Origin of the sequence: Nocardiopsis rhodophaea (genome assembly GCF_039530945.1) — a bacterium.
Taxonomy (GTDB): domain Bacteria; phylum Actinomycetota; class Actinomycetes; order Streptosporangiales; family Streptosporangiaceae; genus Nocardiopsis_C; species Nocardiopsis_C rhodophaea.
In genome coordinates this window covers 199,610-225,333 of the sequence record NZ_BAAAPC010000010.1, presented here as the reverse complement: position 1 = coordinate 225,333, position 25,724 = coordinate 199,610, and the positions used below count along the sequence as shown (strand labels likewise).

Sequence of the window (25,724 nt, the reverse complement as noted above, 5' to 3'; positions counted from 1 at the left end):
GCGGTTCTGGTGCGCTCGGACGCGTCGCCGTGGGTGGGGTGAATAGCCGGAATCGCGGTGTCGGCCGGATTAGGGCATTATCGTCCCATAGGCTCGCCCCGACCCCGAAGAGGGCGTTCCGGGGCGAGTCCATGGTGGTGCCTCACCCGGGGACACGGCTGCGCTTGGTGGTTCGGTGGTCGGTTCGGTCGTCCGCTCGATCCTCCACGGGATCCGCGGTCCGGGGGCCCGGCTGACCGACGGCCCACGCGGTGAGGACCCCGACCAGGTCGGCAAGGGTGGTGTCCGGGACGACAGGGGCGTCGGTGCCGGTGATGGCGCGGATCCGGGCTCTCAGCCGATACACGTCAAGGGAGCCCACCCCCAGTTCATAGAGCGGAGCGTCGAATGCGAGCTCCTGCTCGGGGCGCCCGATGAGAACAGCGACGGTGCCGAGCAGCAGGCGAGCGGCGGCCTCGTCCCGGTCCTCGTCGGTGGCGGCGTCCGTGACGGCGGCCACGGCCCGGCTGTACGTGTCGTCGTGCTCGGCGTCGGGGCGGGCCCAGCAACGCGGCGGTAGGTCGAGCGCGTCAAGGCCCACGGGGGCGGGCCAGGCGGGCACGCGGCCGTGCGTAGCGGCCGCGGCCACAGCGCGCAGCAGTTCGGCGTGCTCGTCTCGGGGCACGTTGGCGGCGGGGCGCGTCGCCGCCACGACGGGGGCGTCGGCCGGATCGTAGCCGGGTACACGGACGAGGGTGTCGGTGAGGGCGGCCGCCAGCACCGGACGCGGGGAGATCTCGACGAACAGGCACCGGCCTTCGGCGGCCAGGGCCGCGACCGTGGGGTGCAGGAGAACTGGGGCGCGCAGCTGGTCGCCCCAGTAGGCGGCGTCGAGGTCCGTGCCGTCGATGGGAGCACCGGTGGCGGTGGACCACATGGCGATTTGGGCGGCCTGCGGCCGTAGGCCGGTGAGGGCCGCTTCCAACCGAGGGGTGGAGTGGGCGATGAGGGGACTGTGGCCGGCGGGCGCGTCGTCGAGGACGCGCGCGTGGGCACCGCTGGCCGTCAGCTGGGCGTGCAGGTCGGTTACGGCCTCGGGAGGCCCGGCGAGGACGGTGGCTCGGGGACCGTTGTAAGCGGCCACGGTGGCCCCGACCTGGGCGGCTACCCTTTCGGCGGTCTCGGGGTCGAGGTCGGTGGCCATCAGCCCGCCGTCGGTGACGGCGGGGGCCAGCAACTTGGAGCGTTCGACCACCAAGCGAGCTGTGTCGTCGAGGCTGAGAGCTCCCGCCGTGTGGGACGCGGCGGCTTCGCCCAGTGAGTGCCCGACCACGGTGTCGGGCTCGATGCCCCATGCCCGCCACAGCGCGGCCAGGCCGACCTGCGCGGCGAAGAGAGCGGGCTGGATGGTGTCGATTCCCCGCAGGGGTTCGCCAGGTGTCCACGGTGCGCGGTGCATGTGGTCGGCGATCGCCTCGTTGGCCTCGTCGCGGGCGGCGGCGAAGGCGGGCTCGGTCGCCGCGAGACGTTCCCCCATCCGAGCCCATTGTGCTCCGTACCCGGAGAACACGAAAACGACGTTCTCGATGGGATGGGTGGAACGCGGTCCGATGAGGGCGGGATGCTCCTGGCCCCGTGACAGTGCCTCCAAGGCCTCGCGCGCCAGGTCGGGGGTGTCGGCGACGACCGCGGCACGGTGGCGGTGGTGGTCGCGGCGGTGCGCGGCCGTGGCGGCGATCGCGCGCAGGTCGTGGTCGGGCCGGATGTGCGCCGCCCAGCGCCGGGCGGTCCCGGCCAGCGCGACGGGGGTCGACGCGGAGACCGGCACCAGCTGGGCGGTCGCGGTTCCGGCGGAGTCGGCGGTCGCGGTACTGGCGCCGGTGGTTCCGCCCGCGCTGGCAACAGCGGTCCGGCGTCGCGTCCGGGAAGTGCCGATCACGGGCACCGGTGGTTCGAGGATGACGTGCGCGTTGGTCCCGCCGAACCCGTAGGACCCCACCCCCGCCAGCCGCCTTTCGCTCATCGGCCAGGGCCGCGGACGCGTGGGCACCTCAAGTCCGTTCTCGACCAGGCCCTCGCGGGGCTGGGCGTGGTGGATGACCGGTGGGATGGTGCCGTGCTGCTGGGCGAGGACGGTGGAGATGAGGCCGACGATTCCGGCCGCACCCTCGGCGTGGCCGAGGTTGGCCTTCACCGCGCCCAGCAGCAGCGGCCGTTTGCGGCCCGGCGCCCGGCCGAGGACGTCTCCAAGGGACTGCACCTCGACGCTGTCACCGTCGCGCGTGCCGGTGCCGTGGGCCTGGACGTAGTCGACGGCCGCCGGGTCGACCCCGGCGCGCTCGTAGACCCGGCGCAGCAAGTCGCTCTGGCCTTGTGGGCTGGGGCGGACGATACCGACGCGGCTGCACCCGTCGGAGTTCACGCCGCTGCCCACGGATACCGCCCGTATCGGGGCGCCGGAGGCACGGGCGTCGTCGACGCGCTGTAGCACCACGACCGCGGCTCCTTCGGCGCGCACGAAGCCGTCGGCGTCGGCATCGAACGGGCGGCAGCGTCCTTCGGAACCGAGCATCCCCGACGCGCGGAAGGCGAGGGTGTTGCTGTCGGTCAGCATCACACTGGCCCCGCCCACAATCGCCATGTCGACCTCGCCTGCCCGCAGGGAGGTCATCGCGGTGTGGACGGCGACGAGGCTCGCCGAGCAGGCGGTATCGATGGTCAAAGACGGACCGCGCAGGTCGAAGTGGTAGGAGATCCGGCTGGCCAGAACGCTGGGGACCGCCCCCAGCGTGTTGAGGACCGTCCCGTAGCCAGGTCCCATCCCCAGGATGGCCTGGTCGATGGCGGCCGAACCGACCCAGACACCCGTGTTGGTGCCACGCAGCGAGGCCGGGGCGACCCCGGCGTCCTGCAGCGCTTCGTCGACCAGCTCGCACAGCCACTTCTGCTGGGGGTCCATGAGATCGACCTCGGCGGAGGACAGGCCGAAGTGATCGCTGTCGAAGCCGTGGAAGTCATCGTGGTCGAGGAGCCCGGCAGGGAAGAGGGACGGCGATCGCTGCTCGTCGGGGGCGGGCGTGTCGGTGACGAGGTCGTGCCCGGAGACGAGCGCGTCCCACAGCTCTCCGGGGGTGCTGATGCCGCCAGGCAGACGGCAGGACATGCCGGTGACCGCTACCGCGACGCCGCTACCGTTCGTCGGCGCGCTCATCGGGCGTCCGCTTCCCACATCGCCACGCACCCCCGTACCCGCACGCGCACATTGATGAAGCGCGCTTCGAGCTCGGCGCGTAGGTCCCGCGTGGTATCGCGGGAATTGGTGAAGAATCCTCGCCGGTTGTAGGCGGAAATCAGCAGTCGGGCCGGCGGCCAGCGGCGGGCGAACGCCGCGTCGGTAACGACAGTGGAACCGAAGAGCCGGCCTCCGGGCTCCAGGACCCGGGCGGCCTGGTCGAACATGCCGGTCTTTCCGGCGAGGCCACGCCCCTCGTCGGGCAGGGTGTGCATCATCAGCGAGGCACCCAGCGAAGTGAGGCTGTTGTCCTCCAGCGGCCAGGTGCCCAGGGCGTCGACCTGGTGGGTGATCGGGGAGAACCGGCGCAGCCGGTCGGCGGTCATCGCCAGCGGGACGGCATTGACGTCGAGCAGGTGCAGCGCTTCGAAGTCATCCCGACCAGAGGGAGCTCCCGCCACATCCAGCAACTTGCCGGTGCCGACCCCGATGTCGAGGTGCCGCTCCCTCAGGTTATGTCGGTAGAAGTCCACCAGCAGGGGTTCGGGGCAGCCCCAGACCAGCCGAGTCGAGAGGGTGCAGACGAGGAAGTCGTATCGGCGCATCCAACGGTCGGTGTAAACGACAGCGGTGGGTTGGTCGCCGGCGGAGGACGTGCTTCGGACCATAGAAATGCTCCGGTTCGTGATCAGGGAACAGCCAGCCCCGGGACGGAGGGGCGAGATTGAACGAATCTCGCAAAAGGCATGGTTGCGCTGACCCGCCCACTAATCCGAGGGGGCTCAATGTGATCTATGTCGCCATAACACGCAGGGTCGTCAGCCCCCACGCACCCACCGCGAAGCCTCCACGTACACGGCAGCCGAGCCACATACATTCCGCTGGTGATGCGAACCCTCACGCCGTCCGGACGTGACACACCTTCACTGAAGAACCGATCATCCCATTACCCAAAGTGACGATCACTAGGTTACGAAACATGAAACGCCGCCCCGGTGGCCACGAATAGGCCGACCACTATCAACAAAATCGGCGCATCCGAAATAGAGCCCCACGACCACACATGTATGGCCCCAGCCACGCTGGCGGCTTCCACGGGCATACGAGACTGCGACTGGCACCACCGGACGCTGACAAGCCGCTCCGAATCGTGGCTGCCAACCGCCACCCGGAACAGCGATTTCAGGTATGGCCCGCCTACTCGGCGACGTAGGTGCCCTTGCCTGGAACAGTGACCACCAGCCCCCGTTCCTGTAGTTCTCGGACGGCCCGTCGCGCAGTGAGACGCGCGATGCCGTACTGCTCCGCGAGACGTGTCTCCGCGGGGATCGGCCGGTCCGGCTGCAACTCACCTGAAGCGATCTTGGCCGCGATGATGTTCGCCAACTGCATGTACAGCGGCGTTGCGCTCTCGTGCTTCAGCTCTTCTGTACCACTCACGGCCTCAACATAGAAGGCCTCTGACCTGCGCATCCCAACGGATCCCTCTGCACTCCTATACAGAGGGATATAGACCGCCGTAGCCTGGGAAGCGAATCACACAACAGACCCCGGCGGGTGCGGTCACACCCCCGGGGCACGGCCTCAGTCGCTGGAGGACTGATGACGAACCCGATTCTGCCACCTACCACTCGTCGGCAACGCCCACGCTCGACCACGCGCACGCGCCCCTATCTGCCCGTGCTGCGCCCCGCACGGCCTCTCTCCCGCCCTGCCCGGTCGGCGCGCGCGGTGCGCCACTATGCGATGGTCGCGTGGAACCGCCAGCGCATGGGGCTGGCACCCACTCCCGTGACCCATGCGCCTCGACTCGCCTACGACCTCCTCGCAGCAGAGGCGGGGGCAGAGCGGTGAACGACGAAAAAGGCGCGCGGGACCTGATGCTGTGGCTTCTGCGGCGCCACTACGCGGACGCCTGGACGATCCGCCGCACCGCCCATCTGTGGATCGCGGTGGCCACCGACCCCGACACCGACCGCGCTCCCACCGTCATGCACGACGACGTCGAGAAATTCGTTCACGAGCTGGAGAACCCGCCCCCGCGCATCGGGCGCCGCATCTCCCTGCTGTCGACCTCCTGGTCGACCGAACGCCTCGACCAGATCGGCGATGGCGCCTACCGGGACAACACCCCGCCCATGACCTGACCGAACTCAGTGCCCCCGCGCACCCGCCGACCACGGAATCGGCGGGTTCCAGCCCCTCAGGGGGCACGCCCCACCCCTCAGCCATTCATCCGAATGCGATACTCATCACTTCGCACGCCATTCAACCTTTCGAATACAATCCACCCCATCTGCCGCGATATAACTATGCAGTGCTCATCAACAGACTTGTCGACATCGTCGTCTCCATCATGGACAAGACATCAGGAATGGAGGTCGTTTGGGATGTCTGGGAGGACCCGGAGCTGGAACGAATCCTCCCCGATATCCGCGCGGGACGACTGACGCCCGGCCTGGACCTGGTTAAGGCTGCTGGCGAAAACTGGGACCTCAGGGCGCTGCGGATCGACGTCCTCTCGCGAGAGGCAGCCGCTCGCCTCGACTCCATCGAAAAACTTGCAGGCGACGACGCCGATGGCCTGCTCTGGCTAGGCTCCGCACGCATCCGGGCCGCATGGAACATTCGCGGCGCCGCTCGGGCCCGCTACGTCAGCAGCGAGCAGTTCGAGAAGTTCTGGGAAGGTCTATCGACTGCGCCCGAACCCCTTCTCCGCGCCGCGGAGCTTCGGCCGAATGATCCGGTCCCGTGGGATTGTCTGCAGTGGTTCGGGCTCGGGATGCAGCTGGACCGGTCGGAACTCGACAACATCTGGGACCAGTTGTGCGCACGCGCACCACGGACTTGCGCCGGCCACTTCTCCCGCGCCCAGGTTCTCTGTAATAAATGGCAGGGATCGAATGAAGAGGTTCTCGCCTTCGCACGAGAAGTCGCGAGCTCATGCCAGGCAGGGGACCCGCGCGCGGCCCTTCTTCCCCTCGCGCACTTCGAAGTCATCGCCGATCTACTGGACGACACCGAATCTGACGAGGACTCTCTGTCCTTTGTCCGTAAATGCATCTCCAGCCCAGGCGTGGCAGCGGAGATCGCCGACGCCGCCGACCGGTGGTTGGTCGCCGCGCAACCGCACCCGCACTCGGCTGACGCCGCCCACCTCTTCGGGGCAGCCGCCTACTACGCGGGCGACGCCCACCGTGCCCGGGAACTCCTGAAGCATGCCGGCCGAAGGGTCTCCCCCTACCTCCCGTGGGGCCTCGCCCGCGTCTCCGCCGGACGCGCCTACGCCAAGGCCCGCCGCGAACTCGGGATCTGAGAATGGATTTGGCCCTGGTTCCGCTCACTCCGTGAACTTCGGCATACGTGGCTCATCTCGGCTGTGTCCCGCCGGAACGAAACCTGTGGTCAGGTCACGTGCCCCAGGGGTCAGGCTCACCTGGACCGGTCCCCCGGGAGTGTCGTACTACCTCGCCGAGCCGATGGGGAAACTCGCGGTCGACCTCTCCATAGTCTCCGTCCTCCGTTCCCCAACACCGCGCCCCTACCGCCGTCACCATTTCGGTCGACCACGTCGTATGCCGTGGCCGGTGAGCCAGGCGGCGACGATGACCGCCGCAACCACCGCCACCAGCGGTCCCCAGGGCACCGCGGGAGGCCACGTTCCCCACACGTGCAGGGCCGCAACCATAGGCATACTGCCCCCGAGCAGGCCCAGGAGCGTCGCTGGCGACGCCAAAGCGACCAATCGTGTCGCTGACATAGCGGCGATGGTGCGGGGACGGGCGCCCACCGCGACGGTAATCGCATCGTCGCGGTCGTTCTCGGACGCGGACAAAGCGCCGGCGATGGCGGTGGTCCCCACGGCAGTGGCGGCGCCCAGCGCCATGAACAGCCAGAGCACGTAGTCCAGGGAGCGTACGTGGTAGCCGCGTTCGATATAGAAGGTGGCGTCTCCTCCCAGGTACCGGGCCGTCGCGGTGCGGGCGGCGTCGATCTGGTCCGGTGTGGGTCGGCGTTCGGGGACTATAAGGGCCGAGGCCGGTGAGGTGGAAACGAGACCGTGTTCGGCCAGAGTGGATCGCGATATAAGGGCAGGGGGCAGCCGTTTGGCGGGCTGCTCGGGCACGATGACCTCCGCCTTCAGCTCAACGCTGCCGTCCCGCTCCCGCGCGGGGGCGGGCGCACGCAGCGCCGCGCGGCCGGGACTGCGCTGAAGGGCAGGATCGAACAGGACAACGAGGCCGTCCTTAAGGGCGCGCTCCGCTCGTGCGCGGTTGGCTTCATCGGCGAAGCGGGCGGCGAGCAGCTCCTCGTCAGCGACCATCACGTACTCGGTGGGGGTGATGCCCGCGCCCAACTCCGACCCACAGTCCTTTGCACGGTCAACTGGATGGTCAATGCTCTGGCTGCGGGCGCACCGCCAGGAGGGATTGTCCAAGAGGAGGCGCGCCTCCTGATCTTCGCCGGACTGGGCGGCATAGGTGATGGGGATGATCTGCCCACCGCCAAGCGCATGGGCCACCTGTCGCAGCGGGGAGTCGCGTCCGGTTGGAAGCCCCTCCACCATGGCCTGACCAGGGGGGATCTCGGGCGTGTAAGAGCGGGCCTTGTGCTCGTCCGCGCTGTGGATGAAGGTTCCGGCCGCTGCCGCTGCGGCCGTGGCCGCGCAGATCGCAACGACCAGGGGAAGCGACCGGGCGGGCGTGCGGGCGACCCCCCGCAGCGCCACACGCGCCCACACCGGCAGACGCGCGGCGAATCCCGCCAGGGCGCGCATCAGCAGACCGCAGGAGCCCAACAGGCCAATGGTGTAGGCGACGGCGCCCCCGCCGACCAGTCCAACGGCTTTCGCGGCGGCGCCACCGACCACCAGTGCCAACCCGATCACGGCCAGAGACGGCCATAGCCAGGCCCGCCACTGAGGCGCCACGGAGGCGCCCCGTGGGCGACCGGTTTCCCGCAGCGCCGCTGTTGGGTCCTGGCGCGCTGCGGAACGGGCAGGCAGCCACGCGGCGCACAGTCCGGCCAGCAGGGCCAGCGCCACGATCCAGGCGAGCTGGTCGACACGGATAACGGGTGGCCCCCACGAGCGGCCCGTCAGCGCTTCGCCGGCCGGCTGGCTCGCCAGAGCCGCTACAACGCCCAGACCTGCCCCGCTGGCGGCCCCGGTGGCGGCCACGAGGAGGCCATGGGTCACCACCACCCGCCGCAAGAAGGCCGGGCGGGCTCCGACCGCGGCCAACAGGCCCAGGTCACGTCGGCGACGCTGGGCGGCAAGGGTGAACACCGCCGCAGCCAGCAGCCCGACCTCGCCCAACCCCAACGCGGTGAAGAGCAGCACCGCTCGGTCGTCGTCACGGGTAGTGTCCTCAGCTGCGGGCGGCGCTCCCGGAGTAGGCCCGGGCGTGCGGTGGTCCACGGAGAATCCGTGCGGGCCGAGCAGCTCGGTGAGGTCCGGCTCGGTCATCGTCGTTGGCAGGCCCGCCACCAACCACGGCCCGTTGCTCTGGCGAAAAGGTGCCAGATCCGGATCAGACGGCAGACCCACGAGGAAGTCGCGGTCATAGTCGGCGGGATCGCGCGCCAGCCCTGTGACGGTGAACGTCGCGCCCGTGCTGGTGCTGATATCGTCGCCCACCTCCACTTCCCGGAGGCGGCTGAAGTGTCGGCTGACCAGCACGTCGCCGCTGGAGTCGGGAGGACTGCCCTCGATCACGTCGAGCATGCCGCGCGTGAGCGGGTCCGACGCGTCCAGCAGCATCACCGAGGTGGAGACCGTCCCGCTACGCGTGCGCACCATGACACGGCCGGTCGACGCCTCAACGACGCGTGCCTGCTGCGGCAGAGCCTCGCGCAGCCGCGCGGTCGAGGCCGCGTCCGAGGCAGCGTGGATCAGCGCCCGGGCTGAGCCCATCGCCTCAACCTTTTCCTCCCCAGGGCTGGGGATGCCAGTGCTGTAGAGGACCTGCACCAATGCGGCCACAGCCACCGGAAGCGCGATCAGCGCCGCACCCAACAGCGTGCGCCTGCCGTCACTCCTGAGCATGCGCCAGGCCAGAAGCAGGGTCAGACGGCCTCTCACTCGGGCCCCCGCGTGGCGTGGCTGAGCACGCCATCGCTCATTTCCAGAACCCGGTCAGCCACACTCAGCCACTCCCGATCGTGGGTGCCCACCAGCACACCGGCACCGTGCTGACGTGCGCGCTCGACCAGCGTCTCGCGGACCACCCGCGAAGACGCCGAGTCCAGCGCTCCCGTGGGCTCATCCGCGATGACCAGCCGACGCGGTCCGATCAGGGCACGCGCGATCGCCACCCGCTGACGCTGACCGCCCGACATCTCCTCCGGGAAGCGCCCGGCCAAGTCGGCGATACCGACCTCCTGCAGCGCCGCGTGCGCCTGTCGGTCGGCACGGCGGACTCCGTCGAGCTCCAGCGGCAGCGCGACGTTCTCCCGCGCGGTGAGCGCGCTCATCAGGTTGTATTCCTGGAAGACGAATCCGATCCGGCGCCTTCGCAGGTCAGCGGAGCCGTTGACGCCCAGTCCGGCGACGTCGCAACCGTCGACATAGACAGCGCCGCGGGTGGGGGACTGCAGGCACCCGGCGACCTGCAGCAGGCTGGACTTGCCAGCCCCGCTTTCGCCACAGACCACCACGATCTCCCCGCGCGCAATATGGAGAGAAGCGTCCCGCACGGCCGCGACCCGGCTCGGGCCCGCAGCGTGTTCCTTCACAACCGACTCCAGAACCAGCGCTGGTGTCGTGTTCTCGATGTCCACCGTTTCACCTGGCGTCTACTTCACCCCCACGCGCCGAGAGTGAGCGAATGGGCCGCCGCTGCAGCCGAGAGCTGCTGCGACGGCCCTTGTCCACTGCGCTGCTTCCTTTTCCTTGTTCACCACGGCCGGGTCAGGATCATTTTTTCCTCGCCGCCCGAAGCGAAACCAAGGAAAACAGCTCAGTTTACCGGTACTCGATTATCGCTGCTCGGGCATCACCGGCAAAGCATCCGACGCTGACGTTACCGTCACCGCGCTGCCAGGCCGAATATCTATCGGGTTGCCACGGGCAGTCAGCGCGCAGCCGCCATTCCTCGCCCGAGTGCCCGGCGCAGGAGGCATAGGCGACGCCATTACTGACTCCCTTGGCGCAGCTGAGCTGCAACGTCGTATCCGCCGCCTCGGCCCCAGCGGGAGCCGCCATCACGGCCGCGGTGCCCGCCGCCAGGAAACTCAGAGCGACCGTTCTCCCAAAAATTCTGCTGAACTGCATTGGCTCACTCCTTGCATCGCTCCGGCTACTGCAGAACGAACACTGTAGGAACGAGATAAAAAAGATCACAACCCTGGCCACAGAAGACAAAGAAGACAAAGAAGACAGGCCACAGGATCTTCACCGATCTTCATCGGAAAAAATGCAGCTCACCGAGTTGACGAACAAATTCAACGTTCGGATAGTGTCCGGATGCGGCCAGCACCGCGGAACGGGGGTTGCGCTACGACATTCTCTTCGCTAGAAGACGCCTCAAGATCTTCATTCGGCGAATTCGCTAACGGGCGCGCGGCGACGCCGGGCGCGTGGGCAACCGCGGACGCCCGCGTCCTGGTGCACGAGCTTCGATGACAGGTGTCACGTCATCGAAGACGAGGGGGTTCCAAAGCCTACGGTCAAGGCGGCGGCCAACAACCCGGAGAAAGGGGACCACTGGTTCCAAGGAACCAGCGGCCCCCAATGGGCGTAGGGCTACAGCGGGAAAGTCCGTCCCTATGTTATCGCGTCAGAGTCTGGGCAGCCCCAAGAGCTCCGGAAGTCCAGATGGGGGAATTCGTCCATCACACCGGAGGGTCGGTGTCCGCCCCGAGTTCCGCGAGGCGCTTGCGCAGGATCGCGTTTTCGGTCTCCAGCGCATGGAGCCGTTCGTACGTCGGCGCGAGTTCAGCGTCCGAGTGGCGGCGGGGAATGTGCTTCGGACAGTTCCAGTCGTAGCCTTCGAGGTCGATCACCATGACCCGCTCCACGCGGCCGGCCGTGCGGGATGAGCTCACCCGCTCAACCAGGTCACGGTCCTCATCAAGGTTGCGCGTGTGGGCGCGGCCAAGCAGCTTGAGCCGGGACTGGTGGGCGTAGTCCATGAAGAACAGCGCCACGCGGCTGTCGGTCTTGAGGTTACCGTTGGTGATGTACTGCCGGTTCCCGCGAACGTCGGCGTAGGCCAGCGTCAACGGGTCAAGGACGTGCACGAACCCGGGCGGGCCGCCGCGGAACTGGATGTAGGGCCAGCCGGTCTCGCCCACGCTGGCGAGGTAGAAACCGTCCCGTCCCGTGATGAAGTCAGTCTCGCGCTCGCCCAACGGGTCGCGTTCCCGGCCCACGGCCTCGCCGAGGTTTTTCCAGTGGGCGGGGCGGGTGCCCTCGTTCTGCTGCAGCCGGCGCACCGTGTCCGTGAACGCCAGGCGCGCAAACCGGCTCATCCCGTCATCACTCCTCGTCCTTCCTCCGGCCCGCCGCGCGGCAGTGGCGGCCGGGGCCGCTCGCGGTTCCATGCCAGTGTGACCCCTTGACTCAGCCGAGCCGGTACGGGGGTGGCCCCGGCCGGGCCGACCATTGCCGGACGTGCACCGGGACGCGCGAGATACACGGCCGAATCGATGGCGTCAGCAGACAGAGCGTCGGAGAGGCCTGTAAGGCACGTGGAGAAGTCCACCCGGAACTGCGCCGATCCGGCCAGCGACTCGCCTCGGGCATCGGCGTGAACAAGACTCACCCCGCACGGCCCCGTACGACCTCGACCTGAAGCAGCTGCGGGGAGACTTCGAACCCGTGCCGAGCGTACGCCGAGACCGCCCGGTCGCTGGAGTGGACGGTCACTCGCTCCAAGCCCAGATCACGCGCCCACGACAAGACCGCGTCGATCAGCTCGCCGCCCAGGCCGCGGTCACGCTCGTCCGGCACGACGTACACACACTGCACGTCACCCGACATCCGCTTGAACGCCGGGGATGAGGGACGCGCTGCGTGATCGCCAACCAGGCCATGCCAATGACCGAATTGTCACGAACCATCACCATGCACCGATGCGACGACTCTGCCTCCCGGGCCCATTCCACGAATCGAGGCACAAACTCGTCCAACGTGGCGTCGGGTGTTCCGTAAACCTCGTGCACCCACCGCCAGCGCAACTCGGCGACAGCAGCTAACTCATGGGGCTGGGCGGGGCGGCAAGCGATGTCATCCACGGCTTCATCCTGGCGCAGTTTCCTCAGCGCGACAGCCGCTCCCGCAGCATACGGGCGGCGGCCGGGGGCCACTTCGTCGGCCGACTCAGTTCTTGATTCCGCCTGCTGGGAGGGGCAATGGCCGCTCATGACACCACCGTCCCCACCCTCATCGATCCCGTCGACGGCACGGCATATCCGATAATGGCCAACCGGCCCCTCGGTTCCCCTGCCCTGGACCGCTACGGGGGTCATGACGACGGGGAAAAAGTACCCTTCCTCAAGGGCATCGACAACGCGTTGCGGTTCTACTTCCCGCCACTCATCGCCGCGCGGTCGGGGCTCGGCCGGTCCTGGTCCGGCGCCATGCTGGCCCTGGGCGCCGCCACCGCTGGCCTGGCCCTCATGGGGGGTGTGGTCAGGCGTGGGGCTCTCGGCCACGGCGTTGACGAACGCGCAGCCGCGGAAGCCTTCGACCTCCCCCGACAGCCATGCGTCGAGCGCATCAAAGACCGCCAGCATGCGGTCCCGCGGAGCGGACTGCTGTTCCACGGCTTCGGTCAGCCGGTCGCGCCACGCTTCGTCGCGCCGACGGAGATAGGCACTCACAAGCTCGTCCTTCGAACCGAAGGGACTCGGCGCGCGCCCTCCGCCCCCACGCGAGCGGCGTATTCGGCCACCCCCGCCGTGTTCTCTCCCGCCCAGCCCACGTAACCGTCCGGGCGGATCAGGAACACCCCCGCCCCATACCCTGCCGTCGCGCCCGTCCCCGCCTCCAACAGGGTCCAGTGCGGTCCTCGGAACACGTCAAACAACCGCACCCCCTCCACCACACCGTCCGGTGCTCGGTCACCCGCCCGCACAAGGCCCGGGATGTCGCGGGTTTCGACCGCCAGAGAGGAGGTCCGGTAACCCAGGCCGAGCTGGCCCGTCGCCTCACCGCGGCGGGCCTGGCCGCGGTGGATGCTCGTCGACAGACCGAGCATGTCCGCGGCGATCGGGCGCCGCTCCTCCTCGTAGGTGTCGAGGAGTGCGGCGGGCGCGCCGTCGCGCAGCACGGCGCCCAGCTTCCAGCCCAGGTTGTAGGCGTCCTGCACACTGGTGTTGAGGCCCTGGCCGCCAGCCGGTGAGTGGACGTGCGCCGCATCCCCGGTAAGGAAGACACGGCCCTCGCGGAAGCGGTCCGCCAGGGCCGCCCGCGGACGGAAGTCCGAGGCCCACCGCACCTCGGTCACGTCCTCGGCCGCGATGTGGGACCGGGCGGCGACGCACATGCGCACGCCGTCGAGGGACAGGTCCACCGCGGAGCCTTCGGGGAACTGCGCCACGAGCTGGAAGTCGGCCGTGCCCGCGAGCGGGCAGATCGCCATGAAGCCCTCGCCCTCCCCGCTCGGTGGGAAGATATGCCAGTGGCCGCGGTCCAGGCCGGTGATGCGGACGTCGGCCACCAGCATCGGGTTCGGGTCGACCGTCTCGCCGGTCATGCCGATACCCAGCGCCCGGCGCACCGTCGAGCGGCCCCCGTCGGCGGCGACCACATAGGTGGCCCGCACATCGGCACCGTCGGCGAAGCACGCGGTCGCCCCGTCGGCGTCCTGCGCCAGGCCGACGACCTCCCGGCCGAAGGCGATGCGCCCGCCGAGCTCTTCCAACCGCGCCAGCAGGATCTCCTGCGTACGCCACTGCGGCATCATCCACGGTTCGGTGGACGCCGAGTCCTCTGTCGCCTCGGCCGGATCGAACATCCGGTGCTCGCCCATGCGCTGCCCGTTTTGCCAGACCATCCCGACCGGGTAGGCGCCCCCGGCGGCGCGGATCGCCTCACCGACGCCGAGGTCGTCGAAGACCTCCATGGTGCGCGGCTGGATCCCCTTGCCGCGCGAGCCGGGGAACAGCGCGTCGGCCCGCTCGACGACGAGCGCCTCCACCCCGCGCCGGGCGAGGTCGATGCCCAGCGTCAGACCGCTGGGACCCGCGCCCACGACCAGTACCTCCACCTGTGCCACCACGCGCCCACGCTCCTTAATGCCATTAAGTTAAGTTGGCTACGACGATGTACTTAACGCCGTTAAGCTGTCAAGCGTGAATGCGAAGCGACGTGCGCCGCTCGACCGCAAACGGGTCGCCGACACCGCCCTGGACCTGTTGAACGAGGTGGGCCTGGAGGGCCTGACGCTCAGTGCCATCGGCCGCGAGCTCGGTGTCAAAGCACCTGCCCTGTACTGGCACTTCACCGACAAGCAGGCGCTGCTGGATGAGATGGCGACGCAGATGTACCGCCGGATGGTCAACGGGATGGCACTCGACCCTGCCGACACTTGGCAACAGCGGCTGCGCGCGTCCAACCACGGCCTGCGCGAGGCGCTGCGCGGCTACCGCGACGGCGCGAAGGTCTTCAGCGGCTCACGCTTCACCGGCATCGAGCACGCCGAGCAGATGGAGGACACCCTGCGCCTGCTCACGGCTTCCGGCTTCACCCTCTCCCAGGCAGTGCGCGCGAGTGCGACGACTTATGTGTACACGATCGGCTTCGTCACCGAGGAGCAGGGCGTCGAGCCGCTGCCCGACGAGCGGCGCGAAGGCTTCGATGTAGGGGAGCGTGCCCAGAGGATGGCCGACTTCCCGCTGTCCGCCGCTGCGGGCGCCGAGCTCTTCGACGACTACGAGCGGCACTTCGCCGAGGGGCTGGAACTCGTGATCGCCGGTATCGCGGCACGGTACAAAATCCACTGACCGAGAAAGCGGCCGTGCCGGGTGTGCAACCCGCTTCGGGCCGCGCACCCGGACTCCCGCAGAGCGCTTCTGTTACCTAGCGCCCGTCGGGAGAACCTCCCTCGTCTATCCGGGACTGCAAGTCCCGGAGGTAATTCCGGTCAGACTCCGCGCGCTCGCGTTCAAGCTCGACGATCTGCTCGTCATCGAGACGGTTCTGGGCATCGTAGACAAGACGGAAGTCGCGGTCGGTCTCGTGCTCGGCCAGCTCCACCGGCATGACCTTGTTGATCAGGATCCAACCGACGACGAACAGCGGAAGCATCACCACGACCAGCGGCGGGATGAACAGGGTCACCCCCACGCACATCACCGCAAGGGCGATCCGCCCCCAGACCCGGTTGCGGCGCGCCTGCTCCTCGGGTGCCCGCATGCGAGAACGGCGCGGGGTCGCGGCGGCGATCGCCTCCGCCTCGTCCAGCTCACCCTGCTGAATCCTGACAATGTCGCCGTGGCTCACACCACAGGCGTGGAGATAGCGAACGTGCTTACGCCTCTCCATGAAGCTTCCGTACCGCTTCTTCTCCCCCACCTGCCACCTTCCGGACCATCGCGCAGTATAAGTCCGGTGATCCTATCTCCAAGCGGCTGACAGCCAATCCTCTCGCGATGTCACGCGTGCATGTGCGCGCCCTTGACGACCTTGTCGACCGCGTTGCGCGGCCCGTAGAAAGCGATTCCCACCAGGTCGAGGTTCTCCTTTCCCACCGCTCACACAGCCGACCGGTTGTCACGGTCGTTGCTCGTGGCGAAAAGATCAGAGGTGCAGACAGACAGACGCATGCCGCGATTGACGGCGCGCCCGTGCGACGTGACAAGGGTCTGCTTGTCCCCTTCAAAGACGAGGACGGGCTGACGGAACTTGGGGAGGTACTCCGTGCCGCCCGCATCCGCGTAGGGCTCGCCGATCACCTCCGGCGCCATCCGACCGATTCCGCTCACCAGGAACGATGTGACATTGAGGCGCTGCCACACCGTCAAGTCGTCACGCAGCAGGACGGCGATCTTCGTATCGAAACGCACAGGCTCATTCACGGAACTCATGAAAGACATACAAGCGCGTTCGGCCCGGCGGATTCTTGTACGATCTTTGCATGATCGATCCGGGGCGGATCCGAGCCTGGCGGCCGGAACTGCCCCGGAATGGCAGAGGTCTTCCACGCCCACTTCACTGATCACGCCTATCCCATGCACACCCATGGCACATGGACGCTGCTGATCGTCGACGACGGGGCGATCCGCTACGACCTCAATTGCCATGAACACGGCGCGCTGGACCAGGTCGTCACACTTCTCTCCCTCCGCACGTTCCACATAACGGACAGCCGGTCAGCCGGTGCAGACGCTTGGGTGCCCTGACGGCCTGCTAGCCACTCGTCCTGGCCACAGCCTCGTGCGGCCTTTTCAACGGAGCAGATCAGGCCGAATCGGAAGACGCCTCGACCGACCAGAAGTCCACGGTCGACGTCCCTGAGACATTCGCCCGGGAGGTCATGCTCTTCAACAAGGACAGCGACAACGTGGCGGCCCGTCTCGAACTCGGCACGGTGGAGGCCACTGACGAGTCGATCGCGGTCTATCTGTCCCTCACCAATCAGGACGAGACGACGTCCAGTCTCTCGATCGACAGCACCAAGCCCCTGCTATTCGACCCGGTCGGCGGCCGGGTCTATCCGCTCATGGCCGACGGACCAGTTGATCGCCACGGCCGTTTCGAGGTCACCGGCAAGGGCAGCTCTGAGCCGGTCGCGAAGGAGGGCAGCGAGAACGACGAGGAGGCGCACAAGCGCAACCGCCGCGTCGAGCTGTCCTACGAGGTCACGGCCGCCCGCAATGACAAGAACGGCAACGGATCGGACAGCGGATCCGGAATCGCGGCGGCCGAGCGCCACGTCGCCCTCCCCGCGTCCTACCGCGCCGACCCGGGAAAGCCGGTCGCCAAGAAACAGGACGGGGAATTCGAGCTCGCGATCTACCCCTTGCTACGCGACGGTGCCAACGTGATCGCCGAAATCGAGCTGACCAACCGCGACAGCGGCCACGCCACACCCGACCTGGGCGACGACCCCTCGCGACGGACCCACATCAGCAGGCGCGGCGAGTCTCTCAGCGGCTTCCGGCTCCTCGAGTCCGACCCGCACATCGCCCGCTACCCGCTTCTGATGCTCCACGAGGACGAGTACATCCCGATCGCCGAACGCTCCCACGCGTTCGGCCCCGGCGAGACCTTCCGACTCGCCATGCTCTTCCCGGCACCATCACCCGAGACCAACGAGGTCACGCTCGACGCGGGCCCCTTCGGCGAGGTCCCCGTCCCGATCGCCTAGATCAGTGCTTACCGGGAATCACTGATCGAAGGACCGATTGGCCGGTATGGTCGTTCGGTCTCGCGTCGCCAGTCCGATCCGTGTCCCTGCCAGGAGCGTTTCCACGGCCGACACGCACCATCGGCCCCGGCCGGGCATCACCCGTGCATCCTGCGGGGATGAGCCTTGACAGATGTTCCTGTACCGGAAGTAGGTGTCCTCCCGACCGGGGAACACGGCGTACAGACAACAACAGGGACCCGAGGAGCAGGGCATGGCCTCCGGGACGGAGAAACGTGGGTGCCTGCGCCCGGCGCTTGGCTTCACCTGTGCCGCCGTGGCCGTCATCCTGGTGTACGTGGGGCTCATGTGGGGACTTCAGCGCTCGCTCATCTACCTTCCGTCCTCCGGCGACGTGCCACCAGCAGCGGAGGTCATCGACGGCGCCCGGGACGTCACTCTGACGACGGAGGACGGTCTGGAGCTGGGTGCCTGGTTCGTCCCCGCCAGGGAAACGGACCGGGGGATGGCAGTACTGGTAGCCAACGGCAACGCCGGAAACCGACAGGTGCGCGCCCCGCTCGCCGAGGCGCTCGCAGAGGCTGGGCTGTCCGTTCTCCTGTTCGACTACCGCGGCTACGGAGGCAACCCCGGGCGTCCCTCCGAAAGCGGTCTCGCGCTCGACGCGGACGCCGCGGCCGCCGCCCTAAAAGGGCTCGGCCCCGAGGAGGGATACGCCCCCGAAGACACGCTCTACTTCGGCGAGAGCCTGGGAGCGGCGGTCGTCACCAGCCTCGCACAGGAGCGGCCGCCGGCCGGGCTCGTCCTCCGCTCGCCGTTCACCGAACTCGCCGATGTCGGGCGCCACCACTACCCGTTCCTGCCAGTCCGAACGCTGCTGGCGGAGCGCTACCCGGTGACAGATTCGGTCCGTGGGATCGAAGCGCCGATCACCGTCGTCTACGGCACGGGCGACACGATCGTCCCGCCCGACCTCAGCCGCGAGGTGGCCGCCGCGTCCCCCCACCTGTTCGAGGAGATCGTGGTCGACGGCGCGGGCCACAACCACCCCGCGCTCCTCAGCGGCCCCGAGCTGACTGCCGCGGTTGTCCGCCTCGCCGACCACGTGCGGTGAATCGGGCGTCTGGATGACAAGACCCGAGGGTGCCTACTCCCAGCATGAGACGAGGGGGTTCCCTCCCCGTCTGCAAGGCGATCGCTGCGCACCCGACGCCACTACCGGACGTTTGTTGATGTACGGCCCCGGCATCGGATACGCGTGCTCCAGCTTCCAGGAGTCGACGGCCGTGCAGCTCACGCCGTCGTCGACCTCGGTGGTGACGTTGTGCAGCTCCTTGGCGAGCTAGAAGGCGATAGCGTGCTTGCCGAAGCTCCTACGACCCGAGTTGTGCCAACTTAGTGCGCACGTGTGTTGTGGCCGTGGATGGCCCGTAGCGCCTCGCCCAGGTCGCGGGGTAGGGGGTGGGCCGCAGTCAGGGTGTGCTTTCCGGCCTGGATATGGATGGTGCGGTAGCGGCGGGCCGTGCGAACGAACTTCCTGATCGACCACCCGCTGGCTGCCTCAATCCAGCGGGAGACCGCCAGGGCGGCGAACACGATGGTCAGGTGCGCTTCGATCGAGTCGCGTTTGCGGTGGTAGATCGGCCGGGCCCGTAGGTCGTGCTTGGACATGCGAAACGATTTCTCGATCTGGAACAGCCGGTGGTAGGCGTCGATGACGAACTGCGCGCTCACGCCCTGCAGGTTGGTCACATATCCCTTGATCCCGGCCAGAGCCCGCGCCTTGGTCTCCAGGTCCCGGTTGACACTTCGGGAGCCGCCGGACAGCGCGATGAACCGGTTGCGCTTCAGCGGGGCGCCTCCGGCCACCGCCTTCTTGGCCTTGGCGACCTGCTCATCGATGCCGCGCAGGGTGCGACGCGCCCTATCGTGTCGGTACTGGTAGTAGATGACCTGGTTGCGGCGCTTTTCGCTGGGTCCGGCGGGCTAGGGCTGGGTGAAGATGTGGCCGTCGGGGATCGGCTGGTCGGGGTGGTCGCGGCGCCACGTTTGGACGGCGTAGGGGACGTCGGGGATCCGTATCCCGAGGATGAAGGACAGCCCTGCGGCCTCGATGGCCCGCTTGTTGGCCTCGGAGATCATCCCAGCGTCAGCCACCACGGTCACGTCCGGTAGACGGTGGGCTCGCATGAACGCCTCGATCACCGGAAGCATCGTCGTGGTCTCGGCCTTGTTGGCCTCGAACGCGTTGACCATCAGGGGGAAGCCCGAAGCGTCGGTGAGCAGCCCGATGGTGATCTGCGGGTCCAATCGGCGCTCCTTGGAGAACCCCGGTTCGCGGAACCCGTCGCCGGTGTCGGTCTCGAAGTACAGGGTGGAGACGTCGTAGAGCACCAGGCTGGCCGGGCCCAGCCCGGTGTGCTTCGCGCATGCTGCCGCCAGTGCCTGGCGCCACGAGGGTTCGGCGAAGACGGGCAGCCGGCGCAGCACGGTGCGGTAGGCGGGCGGGTCGATCCCCGCTTCCTGCAGCACCCGTAGCGCGTCGAGTTTGCTGGTGGGCTCGATGATCCGGGCCAGCACCAGGGCCTTGAAGACCTCGTCTGCGCCGGTGGCCGCCTCCAGGCCGAGCGCCTGATAGCCGCGGGCCAGGGCGTCGGCCAGGTGTCCCATCCGCGAGGACGTGATCGGAAGCGGCCCTTTTGCGTTGCTGGTCATGCCCGCTGCTGTGTCGAGGCCGAGGTCGAGCTCGTCCTGGCCTGCGGCCATGCGCTGGTGCGCGGCCGCTTTGAGGACCTCCAGTTCCACATCGTCGTGGGCTGATCCGATGTGCTCGATGTCCCGCGATCCGCGCCGTGAGGAGTGCACGATCTGCACTGCGGTCGCACCGGAGGCGGTCTTCACCGTGCGCACATACGCGGCCATGGCCCAACCCTAGAGACGAGCGTTTAGTGCGCACATCCGGAATCTCTAGATCAGGAGCCCCGAGGTCACAGCCCTGCACCTCGGCCACACAGCCAAACCTGGCACAAGTCAGGTCTCAGCGGGACGCGCCTATGCCAAGGCACGTAAAGAACTGGGAATCTAGAGACCCCGCCACGCCTATTCAAGCGTCCGTCGAACGCGGCGCCCTTGATCAGTGCGTGTTCCACCGCCTCCCGACTGGCGTGCACGACCGCAATCGCCATCGTTCTGGAGACGGCGCAGGACGAAAAAGATCACCCACCAACGGGCCGTGGAGGCAGCACGGACATATTAATGGCGTCGACGCCGCCTTCATCATCCCCATTGATGATAACTCCGGAGCGCTCGACCCGGTGCCAGGTTTCCCCGACCACGAAAGGTTCACAGAGAACAACCGGGCTGACGTGCACCTCAATCATTCTGATCAACTCATCCAACGGGGGGATCGATATGGACTTCGTCTCGCCAATTCCAGTCGGAAGCTCAGCGACCCCTCCCGCCGCCTCAATTCCGATGTGCCGGAGCCGATCCTCCTGAGTGAACCCGAGTTCAAGGTCACCATATCGGCAATACACCGGGCTGCGGCTAGCGAACAGCTTCGCCTCTCCGAATTCCTCGACTATCCTGGAGTAGTCGCAGCCCAGAGTGATCCCTTCGATCGTTCCCTGCTTAATAAATGCCATCAAGGCATTCGTCTCAAGCACCATCCCTGCAACTCTTTCTAACGCGACTACTCACCCCACCATGGTGGATCACCAGCCGGACCGGGCGCAGCAGCGCCCGGCGCGGCCGGCAGGAGCAAGCAGTCTTGCGGCGACGCGGCATATAGGCCGCCGCGGAGCGTAGCAGGTACAGGACCCTCCTGGCTGACGCGTCATCGCCGGTCACCAGGTTCATGGCCGCCGCAGGAGCGGCGGCGCTGGGCGCGCTGTTGCGGCCCCCAGTACTGATCGGCGGCCCGCCAGCGGGGCCGAGACCCCGCAGACACCGTCTCAGGCGGCGCTGCTGTTCGCCGCGATGAGCATCTCCGCCGCGTCTCGGGCCGCACGCATCGCCTTGCCCGGTCGTTGAGCACGGTGGTGACGTTGTCCAACTCCTTGACGGACGGGAACGAGAGAGCGTGCTCTCCGAAGTTCCTTCGCCCACCACACCTCCGCCAGCCTCGTCGGTATCCCTCGCGTGTCACACCGCGACCAAGTGCACGTCGTCAGCGCCAATCGCCTCGACGTAGGCGGTGATGTCCCCTGGGTCACTCGTGAACACCACCGCGCTGCGGTGCTTCACCGCCGTCCAGGCGACAAGGGCGTCCACCGTGTCCGGTCGCTTCTTCGCAGGCAGATCCGCCATCCCGAGCACCGCACCGATGCGCCGCCAATCAGCGGTATCAGGAGGTGTCACACATGCGATGCACTGCGCCTGCCCGGCCTTCGTCGGACGCAGAGCAGCGGGAGACGTGCGGGCCTGGGGCACCGTGCATTCCTTGAGGACCGCGCTCATAGCGTGCACGGTCGCCGGATCGGGACGCCACACTTGGGCCAGGACCGGCCCCGGAACAATGGGGCGGTGCGGCGCCCGGACCAGTCCTCGGTGCATCTGGACAGCCTTCGCCTTGTGCGCGGCCAGCGCAATGAGCATCCCAGAGTCGTAGACGGGGACGCGGGCGTTCACGCGACCTCGCCCTGGCCCCGGGAAGTGGCCTCCCCTGCGCCGTACACCAAGCGCATGGCCTCGTCGACCTCCCGGTGCTCGTCTGCGGTCAGGGAGTCATCGGCCGCCTCGTCGATAGCCCGGTGGGCCTCAGCCCGCTTTTCGGCATCGGCGATCAGGGCGTCGACCCCGACGAACTCGGCCTCGGCGGCCTCGACCTCGGCCATCTGCCGAACGGCGGCATTGACCAGGTAGGACGACACGTCCATCCCCGCACGCTCAGCGTGCACTCTCACCCGCTCGGCCTCGTCCGGTTCGAGGCTGATACTGATCCGAACCTTCGCCATGCCGACAGCATAATACGCGTATTACGACTGGTCCAGCAGTTACCGCCCAGCCGGACCCGGGGCACTCTGACGCTCGTCGCGACTCGGGGAGGACGAACGAGCCAACCCCACGAGACGAAGTGAACGGCCTCCCCCTGCCGACGTCGAGGATGGCACGATAGGTGACCGCGTGGAGCCTTCCGCGGCAGATCGGCGGAGTGAGGGGTCCCCGGATGAGGGCACCCCCCACCATCTAGGGGCGGGTGGGCAGAAGCCGCCGGTGGTGGCATCTGCTCGCCCTATTCCCACCGCCCGTTGATTCCCAGGCCAAGCATCAAACTCCTGCTGGAGTGCTAGCTCTTCGCCTCTCTCCAGAATCGCTCGAACTCCTCCCTGGAGATATCTCGCGCACAGAATCCTGGACTGCTAGATATCTCCTCATTTGAAGGAAACGCAATCTCAGAAAGTCCTACAGTTTCGGTTTCGCGAGTCTCATCAGCCCACTCAGTTCGACCATCCCTGTAGATTTGCACTTTTCGCAGCTCATATCCATCCTCACCCAACTCACTTAGATAGACAACTGGATCGTCTTCAAAGTCGTGCTCCCACTTGACCCTAACATACCTCATTTCAACTTCTCCCAGACCCAAGGATTCGACCTGCGACGTTGAGCGGCCCCGAGTTTGGAACAACAACACCTGGACACCCTTGCAATATGTTCAACCCCCTCGCGTCAATCGCAATGTAATGAGTGAATTTTCTGCCCGCCCAGGGAACACGAACAAATGCGGCAGACAGCTGGCCCAGCGTCTTAGTTCCGGGCTCGATGTCGGTAAGGTATTACCCATCCCCATACCGTGCATCCTTAGGATTATTCGCCTTCCAAGACGGATACATCTTTCCACTCGAAAGGATTCCATCATGGCCAGCCTGATTGGTGTAGTGGTACAGCGTCCCTGGTGTATCGCCCCCACAGTTGTGGGTGAGCACGTCGCTCGACGCGCCGACTGCGACGTTGAAGGTGTGGACGCCCTCGACTGTCAGGTTATGGACCTTGGCGGACTGGGTCCATGCCCTGGTCGCAGTGACCTGGACCCACGTGCCTGCTGAGGTCTCCAGCCACATGCCCGGCCACAGGTCGCCAGCATCGACCCACTCCTGCAACTCAGGGACCCAGAACGGGTGACTCTCGGTGGAGATGACGATGTCTCCACCAGCCAGCGGGCCGGGCATACCGCCGCTGCCCTTCAGGCCGCCCTCGTCAGAGCCGAATTCGGCGCCGGTCGGATTCTCCGCGCTCGTGCCAATCGTGATTTCGACCAGGTCTTACGAACCCGAGCCGATGATCGTAGCGAGGACCGCTGTATCCGACGCGCCGCCGATAGCTTTCCAGAACCATATTCAGTAGCCCTGATACACCGCCGATGGGACCTGATATTCTACTCGGTCCTCAACCAGACCCACCTTCCCTGGAATCCAAAGTTGCGAGAGATGATCGGATCTGAGCAGCAAACTCAGCGTCTGTCAGATCTCCGTCGTCGCGCAGTTCAACATAGGGAGAGTAGTCTTCCATCGCATTAAATACCTCCTCCAGTGCAATCTCCAGCGCGCCTCGCACCCGTTCACCTTCGGCCAACGACCTACGCCGTTCTTCTTGCCAATAGTGAACGAACTCGCTTGAGGGCATATCCCCGCGAGAGAATGACCTCATCAGTTCGATCTGTCGAGCAACATGAGAACCCGGATCGACTTCATGAAGTGCAGACCATGCATTATGCCGTGGAGGAAAGTCCAGTGCCACATCAGCCAAGGCGGGGTATTTCTCAGCAAGCTTTTTCCCTTGCCGCATGAATCTGACCTTCGCCGCATCAACTCCCTCCGGAAAGAAGGCCCCTACAAAACGCTTTCCTCCCGCCGCGAGACTATATCCATCAGCGGTGATCAGAACGGCGAAGGAGAGATCACCTGCAGCGACGATGATGTCGGAGTATGTGGGATATCTGGAACTCATCCCGAGAACGTCGTTTGAATGGACAGCGAGTTCGACGATTGCGTCCTCCGCCAGCTCCCGGCTCGGCGACGCCATCATCAGCCTGGACACGCCCAATGCATACGCAGCCGCTTGCAGTCTCCTAAAGACAGAGGCGTCCAATGGCGATGGCGATGAGAGTGGAACGATCTGCTTTGAGTCTACGTCGAGCCACTGGCGATTGAAGACCCTGGAGCCCTCTAATAGATACCCAAGAAGGACATTTTTGGCCCCAGAATCGGATCCTTCCTCCCCAGCTACCAAGGAAACCCCTTATCTACAATACCGGAGAATTGCTTGTTCGAGAGCCGCCACCCTGACCAGAATTTCCCGTCATTTTTCAACATCACCATGAGCCTGGAATCAGGATTGATGAACCCGACAGCCGGACCCTGATTTCTGTAGTTGCATCGATAGATCTTTGTCCCACCATCAACCATGTGGTCCATCATGGCCCCTTTAAAAGCCTTGATATTCGCGCCGTTGCGATTCCCAGTAATTCCGAAGTCACCAGCACGCTGTCATACTTCTTACTCATGGTCTTTTGACTAGAGAAGTCAGCTTTGTTCGCCCATCCACCCTTGGCCCCACCGCAGTTGTGGGTAAGGACGTCACTCGACGCACCGACTGCGACGTTGAATGTATGGACGCCCTCAACCGTGAGGTTATGAACCTAGGCGGGCTGCGTCCAGGCTCGGGTCGCGGTGACCTGGACCCATGTTCCGGACGAGGTCTCCAGCCACATGCCCGGGCGCAGGTCGCCGGCATCCAGCCACGCACCCAGTTCGGGGACCCAGAAAGGGTGGCCTTCGGTGGAGATGATGATGTCTCCACCGGCCAGCGGCCCCGGCATACCGCCGTTGCCCTTCAAGCCGCCCGTGTCCGGGCTCAGTTCGGCGTCGGCCGGTTTCTCGGTGGTGGTGTCGACCGTGATCTCGACCAAGTCCTTCGACCCTTGCCCGATGATCGTGGCCAGAACCGTCTTGGCCGACTGCTCACTTGTCTCCGGGTCGGTTGCGACAACCTTGTCACCGACATCGGGTTCTCGATCGGCTATTTCAACCCATGGGGAATTAGGACTCTGCCACCCATGGCCTAAGCGAAAAATACGGGAAGCCCCTGTCGACACGTTAGCCGCAGAATCGACAGGGGCCGAACGCTTAGTCCCAGGCGTTCTTAATCTGTTCCTCGAAACTCCATCCTTGAGGTCGTTCGGATTCCACCCACCAACGACA

General features: G+C 66.6%; 23 protein-coding genes and 4 pseudogenes. 6 read left to right on the top strand and 21 right to left on the bottom strand.

Features of this window, described 5'->3' with window-relative positions:
• Positions 1-142 precede the first annotated feature (142 nt).
• From ABD259_RS13535 to ABD259_RS13525, 3 genes are all read right to left on the bottom strand, one after another.
• Positions 143-3,190 (bottom strand): type I polyketide synthase, encoded by a 3,048-nt coding sequence (locus tag ABD259_RS13535; protein ID WP_344162641.1) that lies wholly within the window; start codon positions 3,188-3,190, stop codon positions 143-145.
• Positions 3,187-3,816 carry a class I SAM-dependent methyltransferase gene (locus tag ABD259_RS13530; RefSeq protein ID WP_344162638.1) on the bottom strand — a complete coding sequence of 210 codons (630 nt, stop codon included), beginning with the start codon at positions 3,814-3,816 and terminating at the stop codon, positions 3,187-3,189. The genes ABD259_RS13535 and ABD259_RS13530 overlap by 4 nt, the downstream gene beginning before the upstream one ends.
• Before the next feature lie 592 nt (positions 3,817-4,408).
• A complete protein-coding gene (locus ABD259_RS13525) occupies positions 4,409-4,651 on the bottom strand; it encodes a GntR family transcriptional regulator (RefSeq protein ID WP_344101826.1) in 243 nt (80 codons plus the stop codon).
• A gap of 410 nt (positions 4,652-5,061) precedes the next feature.
• Here ABD259_RS13525 and ABD259_RS13520 point away from each other — a divergent pair, with 410 nt between their 5' ends.
• Together ABD259_RS13520 and ABD259_RS13515 are read left to right on the top strand one after the other, a co-directional pair.
• Complete coding sequence (locus tag ABD259_RS13520; protein ID WP_344101829.1) at positions 5,062-5,358, top strand: hypothetical protein; 297 nt, start codon at positions 5,062-5,064, stop codon at positions 5,356-5,358.
• 170 nt (positions 5,359-5,528) lie between these two features.
• On the top strand, positions 5,529-6,527 hold the full coding sequence (locus ABD259_RS13515) for a hypothetical protein (RefSeq protein WP_344162636.1): 999 nt from the start codon (positions 5,529-5,531) through the stop codon (positions 6,525-6,527).
• A 234-nt stretch (positions 6,528-6,761) separates the two neighbouring features.
• Here ABD259_RS13515 and ABD259_RS13510 read toward each other — a convergent pair whose 3' ends face one another.
• From ABD259_RS13510 to ABD259_RS13480, 7 genes are all read right to left on the bottom strand, one after another.
• On the bottom strand, positions 6,762-9,257 hold the full coding sequence (locus ABD259_RS13510) for an FtsX-like permease family protein (protein ID WP_344162634.1): 2,496 nt from the start codon (positions 9,255-9,257) through the stop codon (positions 6,762-6,764).
• Positions 9,258-9,289: 32 nt separating this feature from the next.
• Positions 9,290-9,991 carry an ABC transporter ATP-binding protein gene (locus ABD259_RS13505; RefSeq protein WP_344162631.1) on the bottom strand — a complete coding sequence of 234 codons (702 nt, stop codon included), beginning with the start codon at positions 9,989-9,991 and terminating at the stop codon, positions 9,290-9,292.
• Between the two features lie 184 nt (positions 9,992-10,175).
• Entirely contained in the window at positions 10,176-10,484 is a 309-nt protein-coding gene (locus tag ABD259_RS13500; RefSeq protein ID WP_344162628.1) for a hypothetical protein, read from the bottom strand.
• Between the two features lie 560 nt (positions 10,485-11,044).
• On the bottom strand, positions 11,045-11,683 hold the full coding sequence (locus ABD259_RS13495) for a pyridoxamine 5'-phosphate oxidase family protein (protein WP_344162625.1): 639 nt from the start codon (positions 11,681-11,683) through the stop codon (positions 11,045-11,047).
• Between the two features lie 289 nt (positions 11,684-11,972).
• Positions 11,973-12,164, bottom strand: coding sequence for a GNAT family N-acetyltransferase (locus tag ABD259_RS13490; protein WP_344162622.1), 192 nt, complete (start codon positions 12,162-12,164; stop codon positions 11,973-11,975).
• Positions 12,125-13,036 carry a GNAT family N-acetyltransferase gene (locus ABD259_RS13485; RefSeq protein WP_344162619.1) on the bottom strand — a complete coding sequence of 304 codons (912 nt, stop codon included), beginning with the start codon at positions 13,034-13,036 and terminating at the stop codon, positions 12,125-12,127. The genes ABD259_RS13490 and ABD259_RS13485 overlap by 40 nt, the downstream gene beginning before the upstream one ends.
• Positions 13,033-14,436 (bottom strand): FAD-dependent monooxygenase, encoded by a 1,404-nt coding sequence (locus tag ABD259_RS13480; protein WP_344101850.1) that lies wholly within the window; start codon positions 14,434-14,436, stop codon positions 13,033-13,035. Before ABD259_RS13480 ends, ABD259_RS13485 begins: the two co-directional genes overlap by 4 nt.
• A gap of 73 nt (positions 14,437-14,509) precedes the next feature.
• Between ABD259_RS13480 and ABD259_RS13475 the strand changes: the two genes are divergently transcribed.
• On the top strand, positions 14,510-15,160 hold the full coding sequence (locus ABD259_RS13475; RefSeq protein WP_344101852.1) for a TetR/AcrR family transcriptional regulator C-terminal domain-containing protein: 651 nt from the start codon (positions 14,510-14,512) through the stop codon (positions 15,158-15,160).
• Between the two features lie 76 nt (positions 15,161-15,236).
• Here ABD259_RS13475 and ABD259_RS13470 read toward each other — a convergent pair whose 3' ends face one another.
• Entirely contained in the window at positions 15,237-15,701 is a 465-nt protein-coding gene (locus tag ABD259_RS13470) for a hypothetical protein (protein ID WP_344101854.1), read from the bottom strand.
• Positions 15,702-15,811: 110 nt separating this feature from the next.
• A pseudogene (locus ABD259_RS13465) lies at positions 15,812-16,222 on the bottom strand (DUF2000 family protein).
• A gap of 120 nt (positions 16,223-16,342) precedes the next feature.
• Here ABD259_RS13465 and ABD259_RS13460 point away from each other — a divergent pair.
• The 3 genes from ABD259_RS13460 to ABD259_RS13450 all read left to right on the top strand — a co-directional run bounded on the left by ABD259_RS13460 (position 16,343) and on the right by ABD259_RS13450 (position 18,640).
• Positions 16,343-16,558 (top strand): AraC family ligand binding domain-containing protein, encoded by a 216-nt coding sequence (locus ABD259_RS13460; RefSeq protein WP_344101856.1) that lies wholly within the window; start codon positions 16,343-16,345, stop codon positions 16,556-16,558.
• Positions 16,559-16,692: 134 nt separating this feature from the next.
• Positions 16,693-17,526: an OmpA family protein gene (locus tag ABD259_RS13455; RefSeq protein ID WP_344162616.1), complete on the top strand. Its 834-nt coding sequence runs from the start codon at positions 16,693-16,695 to the stop codon at positions 17,524-17,526.
• Between the two features lie 253 nt (positions 17,527-17,779).
• Entirely contained in the window at positions 17,780-18,640 is an 861-nt protein-coding gene (locus ABD259_RS13450) for an alpha/beta hydrolase (protein WP_344162613.1), read from the top strand.
• 281 nt (positions 18,641-18,921) lie between these two features.
• Here ABD259_RS13450 and ABD259_RS13445 read toward each other — a convergent pair.
• From ABD259_RS13445 to ABD259_RS13410, 9 genes and pseudogenes are all read right to left on the bottom strand, one after another.
• A pseudogene (locus ABD259_RS13445) lies at positions 18,922-20,448 on the bottom strand (IS1634 family transposase).
• 293 nt (positions 20,449-20,741) lie between these two features.
• Complete coding sequence (locus ABD259_RS13440; RefSeq protein WP_344162610.1) at positions 20,742-21,194, bottom strand: hypothetical protein; 453 nt, start codon at positions 21,192-21,194, stop codon at positions 20,742-20,744.
• 475 nt (positions 21,195-21,669) lie between these two features.
• The gene (locus ABD259_RS13435) at positions 21,670-22,155 is read right to left on the bottom strand and encodes a hypothetical protein (protein WP_344162607.1); all 486 of its coding nucleotides are present in this window, start codon (positions 22,153-22,155) and stop codon (positions 21,670-21,672) included.
• The gene (locus ABD259_RS13430; protein ID WP_344101868.1) at positions 22,152-22,481 is read right to left on the bottom strand and encodes a plasmid mobilization protein; all 330 of its coding nucleotides are present in this window, start codon (positions 22,479-22,481) and stop codon (positions 22,152-22,154) included. The genes ABD259_RS13435 and ABD259_RS13430 overlap by 4 nt, the downstream gene beginning before the upstream one ends.
• 332 nt (positions 22,482-22,813) lie before the next feature.
• Positions 22,814-23,110 (bottom strand): DUF6881 domain-containing protein, encoded by a 297-nt coding sequence (locus tag ABD259_RS13425; RefSeq protein WP_344101870.1) that lies wholly within the window; start codon positions 23,108-23,110, stop codon positions 22,814-22,816.
• Positions 23,091-23,693 (bottom strand): annotated as a pseudogene (locus ABD259_RS13420) (HYD1 signature containing ADP-ribosyltransferase family protein). The gene ABD259_RS13425 and the pseudogene ABD259_RS13420 overlap by 20 nt, the downstream one beginning before the upstream one ends.
• Before the next feature lie 217 nt (positions 23,694-23,910).
• The gene (locus ABD259_RS13415) at positions 23,911-24,561 is read right to left on the bottom strand and encodes a hypothetical protein (RefSeq protein WP_344162601.1); all 651 of its coding nucleotides are present in this window, start codon (positions 24,559-24,561) and stop codon (positions 23,911-23,913) included.
• Positions 24,562-24,746: 185 nt separating this feature from the next.
• Positions 24,747-24,995: pseudogene (locus ABD259_RS25875) on the bottom strand (colicin D domain-containing protein); the annotation flags it as partial.
• A 167-nt stretch (positions 24,996-25,162) separates the two neighbouring features.
• Positions 25,163-25,432: a hypothetical protein gene (locus tag ABD259_RS13410; RefSeq protein ID WP_344162598.1), complete on the bottom strand. Its 270-nt coding sequence runs from the start codon at positions 25,430-25,432 to the stop codon at positions 25,163-25,165.
• Between the last annotated feature and the right edge of the window lie 292 nt (positions 25,433-25,724).